The organism is Streptomyces sp. NPDC019224, from assembly GCF_040632605.1.
GTDB lineage: Bacteria > Actinomycetota > Actinomycetes > Streptomycetales > Streptomycetaceae > Streptomyces.
On sequence record NZ_JBEYCF010000002.1, the window covers coordinates 34,014 to 47,077 of the forward strand.

Annotated in this window: 10 protein-coding genes and 4 pseudogenes; 2 read left to right on the forward strand and 12 right to left on the reverse strand. The window is 67.7% G+C overall.

Going from position 1 to position 13,064, the window contains the following annotated elements; all coding sequences use genetic code 11:
* Window positions 1-87: 87 nt before the first annotated feature.
* The 5 genes and pseudogenes from ABZ564_RS01640 to ABZ564_RS01660 form a co-directional block, all read right to left on the reverse strand.
* The gene (locus ABZ564_RS01640) at window positions 88-708 is read right to left on the reverse strand and encodes a hypothetical protein (protein WP_360847760.1); all 621 of its coding nucleotides are present in this window, start codon (window positions 706-708) and stop codon (window positions 88-90) included.
* A gap of 1 nt (window position 709) precedes the next feature.
* On the reverse strand, window positions 710-1,246 hold the full coding sequence (locus ABZ564_RS01645) for a sigma-70 family RNA polymerase sigma factor (protein WP_360847763.1): 537 nt from the start codon (window positions 1,244-1,246) through the stop codon (window positions 710-712).
* 104 nt (window positions 1,247-1,350) lie between these two features.
* A pseudogene (locus ABZ564_RS01650) lies at window positions 1,351-1,671 on the reverse strand (alpha/beta hydrolase); the annotation flags it as partial.
* Window positions 1,592-2,101, reverse strand: a pseudogene (locus ABZ564_RS01655) (alpha/beta hydrolase); the annotation flags it as partial. The pseudogenes ABZ564_RS01650 and ABZ564_RS01655, both read right to left, overlap by 80 nt.
* Before the next feature lie 28 nt (window positions 2,102-2,129).
* Window positions 2,130-2,600 (reverse strand): MarR family winged helix-turn-helix transcriptional regulator, encoded by a 471-nt coding sequence (locus ABZ564_RS01660; RefSeq protein WP_360847766.1) that lies wholly within the window; start codon window positions 2,598-2,600, stop codon window positions 2,130-2,132.
* Window positions 2,601-2,733: 133 nt separating this feature from the next.
* Here ABZ564_RS01660 and ABZ564_RS01665 point away from each other — a divergent pair, with 133 nt between their 5' ends.
* Window positions 2,734-3,963, forward strand: a complete 1,230-nt coding sequence (locus ABZ564_RS01665) for an amidohydrolase family protein (protein ID WP_360847769.1) — start codon at window positions 2,734-2,736, stop codon at window positions 3,961-3,963.
* A gap of 135 nt (window positions 3,964-4,098) precedes the next feature.
* Here ABZ564_RS01665 and ABZ564_RS01670 read toward each other — a convergent pair whose 3' ends face one another.
* On the reverse strand, window positions 4,099-4,413 hold the full coding sequence (locus ABZ564_RS01670) for a sigma-70 family RNA polymerase sigma factor (protein WP_360847772.1): 315 nt from the start codon (window positions 4,411-4,413) through the stop codon (window positions 4,099-4,101).
* 53 nt (window positions 4,414-4,466) lie between these two features.
* Window positions 4,467-5,084, reverse strand: a pseudogene (locus ABZ564_RS01675) (helix-turn-helix domain-containing protein); the annotation flags it as partial.
* A 330-nt stretch (window positions 5,085-5,414) separates the two neighbouring features.
* Here ABZ564_RS01675 and ABZ564_RS01680 point away from each other — a divergent pair.
* On the forward strand, window positions 5,415-5,936 hold the full coding sequence (locus tag ABZ564_RS01680; RefSeq protein WP_360847775.1) for a hypothetical protein: 522 nt from the start codon (window positions 5,415-5,417) through the stop codon (window positions 5,934-5,936).
* Between the two features lie 252 nt (window positions 5,937-6,188).
* Here ABZ564_RS01680 and ABZ564_RS01685 read toward each other — a convergent pair whose 3' ends face one another.
* From ABZ564_RS01685 to ABZ564_RS01705, 5 genes and pseudogenes are all read right to left on the reverse strand, one after another.
* Window positions 6,189-6,443, reverse strand: coding sequence for a DUF5132 domain-containing protein (locus tag ABZ564_RS01685; protein WP_360847778.1), 255 nt, complete (start codon window positions 6,441-6,443; stop codon window positions 6,189-6,191).
* Window positions 6,444-7,346: 903 nt separating this feature from the next.
* A pseudogene (locus ABZ564_RS01690) lies at window positions 7,347-8,160 on the reverse strand (IS5 family transposase).
* A gap of 300 nt (window positions 8,161-8,460) precedes the next feature.
* Window positions 8,461-9,744, reverse strand: coding sequence for an acyl-CoA dehydrogenase (locus ABZ564_RS01695; protein WP_360847781.1), 1,284 nt, complete (start codon window positions 9,742-9,744; stop codon window positions 8,461-8,463).
* A gap of 289 nt (window positions 9,745-10,033) precedes the next feature.
* On the reverse strand, window positions 10,034-10,258 hold the full coding sequence (locus ABZ564_RS01700) for an MbtH family protein (RefSeq protein ID WP_360847784.1): 225 nt from the start codon (window positions 10,256-10,258) through the stop codon (window positions 10,034-10,036).
* A 295-nt stretch (window positions 10,259-10,553) separates the two neighbouring features.
* On the reverse strand, window positions 10,554-12,884 hold the full coding sequence (locus tag ABZ564_RS01705) for an ATP-binding cassette domain-containing protein (protein WP_360847787.1): 2,331 nt from the start codon (window positions 12,882-12,884) through the stop codon (window positions 10,554-10,556).
* Between the last annotated feature and the right edge of the window lie 180 nt (window positions 12,885-13,064).

Below are 13,064 nucleotides of genomic sequence, written 5' to 3' on the forward strand. Positions count from 1 at the left end.
GTCCGCGGGTCGATCCGACGCGCCGCCCCATGACCTATGGTCAAGCCGGGTTGTTGAGATATCGCGCGGAATCCCCACTGCTGCGCCCTAAGGGCTGTCCCCTGCCCGCCAGGGTGACGGGCAGGGTGCGCCTTTCGCGTCCGGGAGCCCCTGCGTCACCTGAGCACGGAATCTCCCCAGCCTTTCCCCGCTGAATGTATCGACGGCCATATCGCGACGCTGCGGCACCACAACGAGCAGGTGCCCGCCCACTTCCCAGGGGTCCTGGACTCCGTCGATGCGCGGGTCCACGGCATCGATCGCGATCTGTTCGGCGCCTTGTGCGGGTTTGAGCCACTCCCGGACGTTGAAGGTGATGGTCAACCGGCCCTGTTCGGTGCCTGGTTCGACCGCCACCACGTCGCCGATCGCGATGGTCGTCGCGCAGGCGATCCACTCCGTGCGGCTCTGGCCCTCCCCTGCAGCCGGCTGTGAGGGCTGAGTGGACGGACTCGTTGACGGGCCTTGCCGGTCCGGGTGGAACACGAGAACACCGACGGCCAACGCGGCAGCTGCTGCGAGAGCGCCCGCGGCCGCGGGCGCCTGCCTGCGGAGCCGGGCCCGGCGCGCATGCCCCTCGTCGGGCGGTTCGGGAAGTGCGACCTCGTCGCCGATCAAGGTCAGGGCCTTGCGCAGCCGCGCTTCGGAACCTTCGGTCTCATGAGACATGTCAGATGACCTCCCGGTCGCGCAGCCGGTCTTCCAGAGCCGCGAGAGCGTGATGGAGGCGGCTTTTGACCGTGCCCTCCGGTATCCCGACCTCTGCCGCGATATCCCGCACCGTGAGATCGGCGTAGTAGCGCAGCGTCAATACCTGGCGCTGCTGCGCAGTGAGCTCGTCCAGACCCGCGGCAACGGCCAGGGCGAGCAGCCGGTCGTCCTCGGGGTGCCCCACGGGCGGGCGCTGCTCCCAGCGCCGAGTCAGTCGCTCAGTGAGACCGGTGTCCTTCGACCGGTCCCGATGCCAGTCGAGGGCCACTCGGGAAGCCACCACCGACACCCAGGCCTCGGGGCTGCGGATGGCACCCGAAGCGGACCTCGCACCGGACTCCAGTAGTTTCAGCCGCACTTGCTGCACCCCATCCTCAAGATCGGCCCACGGCACGCCGCCCAGGACGAGCACGGTACGGATCAGTCCCACATCAGCCTCGGCCGCCAGATTCCGCCCCTGGACGCCGGCGGCTCTCGGTGCACCCCGTCTGACCATCGCCCCTCCTTTCCGATTCGACGGAGAAGCCGGCACAAACGTTCAGCGCGGAGTCGAATCCCCGGAATTCGATGCCTCGCGGCAGGTGGGGTGTCGGCCGCCGGTCACTTGGCGAGGAACGCGAGGAGGGCGTCGGTGACTTCCCGGGCGTGGGGCCACAGCAGGCCGCGGGGCGCGCCGTCGACGACGACGTAGTCGGCCTCCGGGAGGGCCTGGTGGAAACGTTCTCCGGTGGCCTCGATGGGCAGGATGCGGTCGGCGGTGCCGTGCGGGATGAGCGTCGGTACGTCGATCTTGGGCAGGTCGGCACGGAAGTCGGTGGACCAGGTGGCCACGCAGGCCAGGGAGGCGTACGAGGAGGACCCTGCGGCGACGGTCCAGCTGTTGCGGACGGCCTCCTCGCTGATGCGGGTGCCGAGGTTCTCGTCGAGGTTGCAGAAGTTCTCGTAGAACTCGGTGAAGTAGGCGTAGCGGTCGACGGTGACGGCGCCTTCGATGTCCTTGAAGAGGGTGCCGTCGACGCCGCCGGGGTTGCCGTCGGTCCTGAGGGAGGAAGGGTTCGAGGGAGGCGAGGAAGGCGGCCTTGGCGATCCGGGCGGAGCCGTAGGTGCCCAGGTAGCGGCCGACCTCGCCGGTGCCCATGGAGAAGCCCACCAGAACGACGTCGTTGAGGTCGAGGGTCTCCAGGACCGCGTTCAGGTCGGCGGCGAAGGTGTCGTAGTCGTAGCCGGTGGTGGGCCGGTTGGAGCGGCCGAAACCGCGCCGGTCGTACGTGATCACTCGGTAGCCGGCCGACAGGAGTGCGGCGGACTGCTTCTCCCAGGAGTGGCCGTCGAGCGGGTAGCCGTGGATCAGCGGACTCTCGCGGCGGGTCCGTGGCCGTTCAGGGTCTGGTGCGGGTGCCGAGTTCGGCGGCGGCGTCGGCGTAGTCGATGAGCATTCGGGCGAATTCGAGGCGTTTGGCCTGGGGCCAGTCGTGCGTGATGTGCTCGAAGGCCTGTCGGTGCTGGCTGCTGAAGCGGTCGCGCAGGGCGACGCCTGCGGGTGTGAGGTGGAGCACGGTGCGGCGGCCGTCGCGCTGGGAGGCGGCACGCACGAGGAGGCCTGCGGTGATGCAGTCGCTCACCATCCGGCTGGCGACGGAGGAGTCGACGGTGAGCTGGTAGGCGATGCCACCGACGGTCATTTCACCGTCGGCCTCGTCGACGATGTTGATGACCTGGTTGCGGGCCATGTCCTTGCGCGTGACGGGCGGATCGACGTCCACCAGGGCGGTGCGGCGGCGCAGTCGGGCGAACGCCGCACCGACCGCGTCCAGCAGCGCGTCGTCCTGAGTCTCGTTTCCGCTGTTCACACGTGACAGCGTAGCCCCAGATCACTGCAACACACAATTACGTGCAACAATGCACGCATCTGCTTTTCGCAGGAGATGCGTGGGGCCGGCAGGACCGGTGACCGCTTCGGACGGACAACGACAGGACACAGCCATGAGCACCACGGCCATCATCAACGCACGGGTTTTCGACGGCGACCGGACGCTGGAGGCGAGCACCGTCGTCCTCGACGCCACCGGGATCCTGGCGGTCGGCGGGCAGGCGCCCGCGGGAGCCGAGATCGTGGATGCGCGGGGCGGAACGCTGCTGCCCGGCCTGATCGACGCCCACGTCCACACCAATGCGGAGTCGCTGGCTCTGGCGCTGCGGTTCGGGGTGACGACCGAGCTGGAGATGCAGGGGACGAACACCGCCGACAACCGTGCGCACATCACCGGTAACGATGCCCTGGCGGACGTGCGCTCCTCCGGATTCGGCATCACCCCGCCCGGCGGCCACCCCAGCGAACTGTTCCCCGAGGGTTTCCGCCCCGGCCCGCCGCCCGGTGCGGCCCGGCCGGCCGGGCCGGCGCCGCTGATGCCGTTCTCGAGCACTCCCGAGCAGGCCGTCGGGTTCATTCCGCAGCTGATCGAACGCGGCTCGGACTACATCAAGTTCATGGTCGACGACGGCTCGGTCGAAGGCCACCCCGGCCTGCCGATGCTCGATGGGGCCACCCTGAACGCAGGCGTCGCCGAGGCCAAGCGGCTCGGCATGCTCACCGTCGCCCACACACTGACGATCGACGCGACCCGCATGGCGATCGAGGCCGGCATCGACGGCCTGGTCCACCTGTTCATGGACGGCCCGCACACCGACGAGATCATCACGCTGATCCGGGACTCGGGAGCCTTCGTCGTGCCCTGCGTCGTGCTGGACGCCTCAATGATGGGCATCAGCGGTGACGAGCTGGCCGATGACCCTCGGGTGGCGTCCCGCCTGGACGAGGCCTGGACGAAGACGCTGCGCAGCAGCTTCAACCACTACCCTCAGGGGAACATCACCGACGTGCTGGGGTCCGTCCGCGCGCTGCACGAAGCCGGTGTCGACATCCTGGCCGGGACCGATGTGTCCATGGCGATGCCGTTCCTGGGCGGACTCGCCCACGGCGCCAGTGCCCACCACGAGCTGCAGTACCTCGTACGGGCCGGCCTCACCCCGGTACAGGCCCTGCGCGCGGCCACCTCCACCACCGCCCGGCGCTTCGCCCTGACCGACCGCGGCCGCATCGCCGAAGGTCTGCGCGCCGACCTGCTCCTGGTCGACGGCGACCCCACCACCACCATCAGCGACACCCTCAACACCCGGGCCGTATGGCGCCGCGGCACCCGGCTCGAAAGCTGACCGCCGGCTGCCGCCCACCGCCCCGTGCCGCCCGCGCAGATCCAACGACTGGGCCGCCTTGCCGTAAGGCAGAACCCGCCGGGGCCCGCCGCAGCGAGTGGGCGGTTCCCCGGCGGGCACGTGGCCTCGCGGCGGCTACACCCCCAAAATCCCCTGCTTCTCCAGCTCCTTGCGCAACGCCCGCATGGCGTAGAAGGCACGGCTCTTGACGGTGCCGGGCGGTATGCCGAGGTACTCGGCAGCCTGGTTCACGCTGCGTTCCAGGAAGTACATGAGGCGGATGACGGTTCGCTGCTGCTCGTTCAGCTCCCCCAGGGCCTGCACCACCACAGGGGAGTTGATCGTGGATGCCGTGCTGTCGCTGGATGTGTCCAGCTCCTCCACGGGCACGAGCTCCACCGGCCTGATCCGGCGTGCCCGGTAGTGGTCGATGACGAGATTTCTGACCACGGTGAACAACCAGGGTCTGAGGCATTCGTTGCGGCTGTCCAGCCGAGAGGGGGAACTTCAACGGTGACATGCCCCTGCGGCTTGTTCTGTGACCGTGCGCGGGGAGTCCGCAGCGCCCGGCCGGTACGCAGACACGTGACCAGCTCCTGCTTGAGCGCGCCACGGCCCTCGATGAACAGCGCCTGGTAGATCGCTTCGTGGCTGATGCGCATGGACTCATCATCGGGGAAGTCGGCATGGAGCCGGTGGGAGATCTGTTCCGGGCTCCATGCCGTCACCCCTCGTCTGTCCTGCCGGTGCGGCTTGTTCAGCCCCTTCCACGCGGGCGTCTCAGGGCCGGTGACGATCGTGCCGTCAGGGCGGCGGACATGGCCGGCGAGCCGTTCCTGCACGTACTCCCGCAACTGGTCGTTGCCCGCGAGCTTCGCCGTCTTCGGGCGCTTCGCGGCCTGCTGTGCTTTCCACTGCGCCACCAGGGCCCGGTAGACCGACTTGCCGCTTCGGGTCGCCGCGTTGCGGCGCAGCTCGCGTGAGATCGTGCCCGGGTCGCGGCCGATCCTGCGGGCGATCTCGCGCACGCCGATCTCCTGGGCGCGCAGCAGCGCGATCTCCTCGCGCTCGGCGAACGACAGATAGCGGCCCGTGAGCTCGTCCAGGCTGATCGGTGGCATCCCGCCAGCGTGACGGAACCACCGGGTTGCGACCGGCCATGAAACGCCGCCGGCCGCCGCGGCCTCTGCCGTCGTCACTCCCGACGCGATCCGCCGCCAGAAGTCCCGCTGCACCGCTCGGGAAGGCTCCGGCCGACCCGGTGAACGCATCGGCGGTCGCATCGCCCGATCCGCCGCCCATTGTCGTCGCGCACCAGCAGGCGCCTCCCGCGCCTTCTGCTGCTGGTCTCGTCCCATCGCGCACCTCCATGATCAAGGTGTTGCGACGACCGATTGAATCCGCCAAGTGATCCCGCGTCTTGTTTCTGCCTGATCGTCGAGGGGTGCGCGATGACGTCGATGCTGGGGTTGCTGGAAGCGCGGGAGGCTTGTGCTCGTGAGCGGGTGGAGGTGCTGCGCGAGGAGGCGGCGCGTGCGACGGTGGCGCTGGAGGCCGGCGAGGTCGAGCTGGACCGCCGGGTGATCGCTCGCGAGGAGCTCGTCGAGGCACTGGCCGCGTCCGCCGCAGAGAGCACGGCCGTGACGGAAACCGAGGGCGGGCAGGAGACGGCGCCCGCCGTGCTGCCCGGGTCGGTGTCCGCGCCGGTTCCGGGTGTGATCGTGCCGCCCTGGCGGGAGGAGCTGCCGGTGTCGGTGCTCTCGCTCGATAATCAGCGGATCGTCAACGTGCTGCAGGACCGGCCGGGTGGCGAGGCGATGCGGGCCAAGGACATCGCAGCGGCCCTTGGCCTGGACACGTCGGTGCCGGCGAAGGTCGAGGGGGTGCGTTCGAAGGCGAAACGCCTGGGCGAGCGCGGGTGGTTGCTCCAGGAGCCCTCTAGGACAACGGGGTCTCCTTGGGCCGCTCGGTGAGGTTCGCACCTCCGAGCTACCAGGGGCCCCGCCTTCATGCACCGGCCAACCGAAGATCACCCGCCCGGGAAACGCGTTCGACCCACACGTTCCATGATCGGTTGAGATACGGCTTCTGACTGACCGGCTACCGCAGACTCAACCACCGCAGCGCACGCCACCCACGCACCTACCTGGCCTTGTCGGACTCGCCGCAGCCCTTCGCTGCTACAAACGGCTCGCCCGACTCGCCAAAAGGGGCAAGGATTTAATTTAGGTGGTCGCGGTACTCGAGCGCGCCTTTTTTACGGTCTGACGCGGCATCTCCGATCCTTCCTGAAGATCGGCGGCGAACACTTCGGCGGTCGCCTCAGCGGCAATGTCACTCAGATCTTCGTTGATCTCGTGAGCGACTCGCCTGGCATCCAACACCAATTTCACGGAAGACTTAACAGTCCCCCGCGCGATCTTCTTGATGAGAGGCGCCGATACCGCTCCAACCAAGAAGACAGGAATCAAAGGAAGCATAGTCGGTGCAGCCCTTCTCATAGCCTGTCGGGTTTTCCGACAGTGCCCTCACAGCCCAACCGTAACGCTACGAGGAGACGCCCCACCAGGATGATCCATGATTTTCACCCTTTCGGGTGCACCCTTGCCTTAAGTGATCTTTTCCATCTCCGGCTGGCCTAGCGTGCGTCATGGAGCAAGCTGCTAGGTACCAAACTCCAGATTGGGGCAGAAGTGTTTACGAAGGCATCCACGCCCGGCGAGTCCTCCGCGGTGACCGAAACCACAATCGAGGAAGTTCTGTATTCCGCCGAATTGCGTCACACGAAAGGAAAATGCACGCTAGTTATCAACGATCACTTGCGCGGAAGCGAAGAGGTGTACGTGGTACCGAAGGCGGCTGTGAAGAAGTTCCCATTTTATCTTGCGATGCTCAAGAATAAACTTTCCTGAACAAGTCGCTCTCCCTTTTGCTCGACCGTGCGATGTTCGATCTTCGAAACAATCTCGGTCAACCGCTCCATGGATGGTCTAGCACCTGCACCGGTTTCGGCAGCTTGGTGAGCGCGACCCGTGAATGCCGGACGCAGGAACGCGGCCACCCCAGACTCAACGGCATCGTGTGGGATGGGTGGACCGGCTTGACGGGGCGTGCCCGAGCGGTGCGGGCTCCCAGCTGACTCTCCATACCTGCGTGCTCATCAGCAGGATCCGCGACGTCATCAAGCGTTGCCGCAACCATCTGGTGTCGTAACGAGGCCTGACCACCCGCTACGACAGAGCCCGCAAGTCGTAGCGGATCACCATCAGTTCGCAGCGAAGGCATTTCTGCTCGAGTGTTTCGACGTACCGCCATGGGCGCCGGAGCTGCGCGGTGAGGCGAAATCTGGAAGTTTGCGAGCCGGCCGGTCCTAAGACGTCATCTCATTTGGCGAGTCGGCGGTAGCAAATGAGGGTGCAGGCGATGCTGGTGAAGGCCAGGAAGTGGTCGCCCTTGCGTTCGATGGTCCAGCGGTGTCGGCCGAGTCGCTGCGAGGTCTCGATGCCTTTGCGGGCGATGCGGTGCCGGATCCCGCGTCGGCGTAGCCATTGCCGCAGGTGACGGTAGTCGTAGCCCTTGTCGCCGCGGAGCTTTCCGGGCCGGCGTCGACGGGGGCCTCGGCGGGAGCGGATGGGCGGTATGCCTGTCACGAGCGGGATCAGGGCTTGGCTGTCGTGGACGTTGGCGCCCGAGATCGCGACGGATATAGGCAGACCGGTCCGCTCGGTGATCAGGTGGATCTTCGACCCGTACTTGCCCTGGTCGACAGGATTCGGACCTGTCAGGTCCCCCTTTTCAAGGCCCGCATGTTCACCGAGTCGATCGCGCACCGCGACCAGTCCAGCTCGCCGCGGGCACCGAGTTCGTCCAGGACCAGGCGGTGGAGCTTGGCCCATACCCGGGCCTTCGACCACTCCGAGAACCGGCGGTGGGCAGTCGCTCCGGACGGGCCGAACGACGCCGAGGCAGCTGCTGCCAGGTACAACCCGACGTAGCCACGAAGACGATCGCGGCCAGCACCTCCCGGTCCCCGTGCCGACGCCGACCACCGCCCTGAGGTCGCGACGGCGCCTCCGGCACCACCCGCTGGAACAACTCCCACAACTCGTCCGGCACCAGCCGTTCAACGATCCCCACCATGACGCACAGAATACCGAGACACCCAAATGAGATGGCTTCTAAGGGCTGTCCCGTCATCCCTGGCGGGCGCACGACGACAGCTACGGCGCCTCGCCGCGTTGTCGGAACGCCCGCATACACCCAGCATGCGGGCGCCCCTCCGCCTTGCGATGCACCGCATCCGACGCCGCGCGCTGACCCACCAGGGATGACGGGACAGCCCTTAGCTGGGTGCACGGGCACAACCGGCTTGGGCCCCCAGCAAGGACCGTCGTCTGGGCTCAGCAGGCCCCAGGATACGAGCCCCTGCACGGCTCATTCCGCAGATCACCACAACGCGCAAATCGGCGAACTCTGATCGATGCAGCGGGCCGCAGCTCATGCTTGGCGCTGAGCCACCAGGGACACGGCAGGTCGGGAGTCGGCAAGCAGGGACTGGGCCAGGACGCTGTACAGAGTGTCGTTGGGCCCGTCGGCGATGCGGAGCCCCCGGATGTCCCGAAGGCGCTTCTCCATGGGGGTGCAGCTGGTGTATCCCTCGCTGCCGTGCAGCTGGAGTGCGAGGTCGACGGCGCGATAGGCGGTGTCCGTGGCGAGAGCCTTGGCGGCGGAGCAGGCCGCCACGTCGACGTCGTCTCCGTTCTGTCCCATCCGCTCCAGCAGGGAGAAGCACCAGGCGATGGCCGCTTGGACCTCGGCTGCCGCAGTGCCGAGCCGGGACGCGACAGAGGGAACGTTCGCCAGGGACGTCCGGCCCACACTGCGTCGGCAGGCACGGGCCATCGTCTCCTCGATCGCGGCGGTCGCCGCGCCCAGGCAAACCAGTGCCATCATCAGACGCCAGTTGGAGAAGTGCGCATCGAAGATCCAGCGGCCGTCGCCGGGGGATCCGAGCAGGAGATCCTTGCCAATGCGTACGTGGTTGAAGTGCAGATGGCCCATGCTCCAACCTCGCAGGCCCAAGGGGGTGGTGGTGTCGGTGAAGATGCCGGCAGACGCTGTCGGCACCCAGAGCGCCGACAGGGGCACCTCGCGCAGCCACCCACTGTCAGTGTCATGCGCGGCAGCCTGCCCCGGCCCGACCACCTTGCAGAAGACAACAAATCCGCTGGCCTCTTCCACTCGGCTGACCAGGCCCTTCGTACCGGAGAGCAACAGATGGTCGCCATGGTCGACCGCTACCGTCCGTAGGCCGCGCAGGTCCGACCCGGAGTGTGGTTCGCTCGACGCCACGCCCGCCAGCTCGCCGCGGTGCACCACACGGTCGCGGACCTCCTGGACGACGACGGGTGTGCCGTACCGCAGGGCCATGGCTCCGTGTCCCGAGCTGAAGATCTCCCGCGCGTCGCAGTCCCGTCGCCCGGCCAGAAACATCGCCAGCCCTTGGGCCACTCGCCCGAGGCCCGGGGGAACGTCCGCATGCGCGTCCTGGCCACCCGCCAGGCCAAGGCCGTTGTCCGGCTCGGCCGGTGGCCGCGCGAGATCGAACCCCGTCAAGCCGGCATGAGCGGCGCGCCGACGAAGATCGAGCCACGGTGGCCGAGCTGTCTCCTCCGTGACGGGGCCAGGCAGGTTCGTGTCGAGAAAGTCGGTGACTCGGGAAGTGAAGTCCTCCAGGCCAGGGTGGCGGGAAAGAGCGACAGAGGATTGTGAGAAAAACACGGCGGTGTCCTAGGCAACTTGAGGATGAGCGGATACAACCGAGGCGAAGACCCCACAGGGCTCGCCAATCAATCACGGCACGGAAACGCACACAGTTGGTGGCCGGCAGCCAAGCGCCCGTGATCTTCAGCTTGTCGTGGTTCTCAGCAGGCCCGGAGAGCCGGGCAGTGGGTAGTTGGCACGCAGGGCAGGCCCAGGTATCGGGCTGCCGGGGAGCTCGTCGCCCTCGCGCCGACGAACGGCGAGGGGTGCGTCGACCGCTACTTGCCGGCCGTTGTTGCCGGCCACATCACCGTCCACCGTCCATGGCCTCGACAAGGCCGCGCGGTCGCATGTCGGTCCACACCTTGTCGATGTACTCAAGACACACCTGCCGGGTCTCCTCCGGACGAGCAACGATCCAGCCGTCGGGTACATCGGCGAAGGCCGGCCACAGCGAGTGCTGGCCCGCGCCATTGACGAGCACCAGAAAACGGGCCTCATCGTCCTCGAACGGATTCGTTACGTGCGTCATAACAGCTCTCCTGGTTCTCCTCACCGGCCCCCGGTGAGCGTGGCGTTGGCAGGCGTCAGCGGCGTGATCGGACGGGCGGGCGTGAGCGTGCCCGGCTCGCGGTTCAGGGGGTTCCGCGCCTCGTCGAGCAGCGCCGGCACTTGACCACCCGACCTTCGGTCACCCGCGCATCACCGGTGCCGAGTGGCCGTGGTGCCCCTTTCACGCCGTGGTGTCCATCCCGGATCGCTTGTCACAGCGGTCCATGCTTGGCCAGTTACCCGGTTGCGGTATGTCCCTTCTGCGTTCCCCGGCGTCAGGCAAGGGCCGGTTTGCCGGCCTGCAGCTTCCACAGGGTGGTGTAGGTGCCGCCGCGCGTCACAAGCTCCTCGTGCGGACCTTCTTCGGCCACGACTCCGCCAGGCCCCATGACGTAGATCTGGTCGGCGCTTTGGACGGTGGACAGCCGGTGGGCGATGACGATCATCGTGCGGTCCGCCCCGAATGCCTGTAGGGCCTGCTGAATGACGGCCTCGGTCTCGTTGTCGACGGCGGAGGTGGCCTCGTCGAGGATGATGACCGGTGGATCGCTCAGGATGGTACGGGCCAGCGCGATGCGCTGTTTCTGCCCACCGGACAGTGCGGCGCCGCGTTCACCGACCCGCGTGGCGTAGCCGTCGGGCAGGGTGTCGATGAAGGCGTCGGCCCCAGCGGTGCGGGCGGCAGCGACCAGTTGATCGTCGGTGGTGTGGAAAGCGCCGTAGCGGATGTTCTCCGCGATCGTCGCGTCGAACAGGAACGGTTCCTGGGTGACATATCCGATCGCGCGACGCAGATCGGGGAGGGCGAGGGTGCGTACGTCGGCACCGTCGAGCAGTACCTGTCCATGGTCGGGATGGTGGAAGCGCATAAGCAACTTGGCGATGGTGGTCTTGCCTGCGCCGCTGGTGCCGACGATGCCGGTGGTACGGCCGGGAGGGATGACCAAGGAGGTGCCGCGGAGTGCCGGTGGCCGACCGGGGTAGGCGAAGGACACCTTCCGGACTTCGATCTCCCCTTTCACCTGTTGGGCCGGCATCCGACGGCCCTCCTCGGTGGGTTCGACAGGCAGGTCGTGCAGACGCTCCACCCGGCGCAGGGCGGTGACGGTGCGCTGATACTGGTCGGTCGTGCTGCCCAGTCGGGACAGCCGCAGCATGGTGATGCCCGGCATTTCGATCAGCGGACCGAAGGCCGCGGTCGACAGCGTGCCCCGGAGAACGGACCGGCCGCCCAGGAACACCGTGCCGACCAGAGCCGAACCACCGGCCAGTCGCAGGATCTGAGGCGGAATCGCCGCGCTACGTCCGGTCGAGCGATTGGCCTCACTGCACTTTCGATTCAGGTCGGCGATACGTGCGATCTCGTGGTCTTCGGTGACCGCGGATTTGATGGTGGTATGAGCATGGAGGTTCTCGCTCACCCGGCTGTTCAACCGTGCTCGCTGCTTGTCGGAGGTGGCCTGGTTGGCGACCGCACGCTCGTGAAAGCGGAAGGACAGCCACGCGATGAGCGGGATGGGCATGAAGGCGATCCAGGCGATCTGCGGAGCGAGCAGCAGGAAGGTCGGAACCAGCAACGCGATGCTCGTACCCATCTGGACGACGTCGTGCATGCTCGAACCGACAAAGGCACCGATCTGACCGATGTCCTCGGACAGGACGGCGTTGACCCGGCTGACGCGCTCGTTCTCCAGGTCGGCCGGCGCCACCCGCTGGACGTGCTCGTACGTGCGGATGCGCCAGTCGTCCTCGATGTCCTGCGCCAACTGGCGCCAGACGACGCTTGCGCCGTAGCCGGAAGCCGCCATCACGAGGCAGGCCGCCCCGGCGACGCCGACGAGAACGGACAACTGGGCGGTGACGCCGGCTACGCCCAGCCCGGCCAGGGTGGCGCTCCCGCCCTTGGCGAGCAACAGCACGATCGAAGGGCTCAGGGCGAACAGCGCCATCTCCCCCAGCTGCGCGATCCCGGACAGCAACGCTGCCCAGCGAAACTTCCGCTTGTGCGGGCCGATGATGCGCCGTAAGGCGTGACGGTCCGGAGCGGATTCGTCCGACTCCTGGTGTGCGCTGTCCGATCTGCGCCACGCACGCCGGACGACGGCTGCCGTCGCAGCGGCTGCCAGTCCGAGAGTGATCAGCGGGCGACTGAGCAGCGCCAGGAGGAGAGGCCCACCGGCAACGGCCGCTGCTGCCACACCTCCGGCCCCGATCACCCTCGGAAGCCAGCGTCCGGCACCGCCTCCGTCGCCGCGGTGTCCTGCTTCGGAGCTGCTGTGGGGGCCGGTGCGCCTGTGACGCGTTCCCGCCCCGTCGGTCCCCTTCGGCTGTCGGGCGGAGTCGCGGCCCCACACGTCTGCTGGGGTGCTGCGCAGGGCTGCCAGTGTCCATTCGACTGCCCGGCGCAGCAACTGGGCGACTTCCCGCGCACCGAGGGTGCGGTCGTGCCGCACCAGCACCCGGCCGGTGACGGGGTTGACGTGCACCTCCTCGATGCCCGGGGCCTGGAGGAGTGCGGTCTGGGCCAGGCGCGCCGCGGCGGGTCTGCCGCGGACGTGCTCGACTTCCCATCGCTGGCGGCCGGGAACGATCGAGCGCGGCCGCATTCTCACTCTCGTACCAGCACGATGTGTCATCGGGGGGTCAGCGGGTGGACTTCCACGCAAGGCCATCGCCACAATCATTGGTTCTGGGCGGGCATGCCGCCCTCGGAGTACTGTGCTGTTGCTTCAACGGACGCGCCGGTGGGTGCGCGGCGGCACGGCAGTGACTCGGGCCTCTGCCGC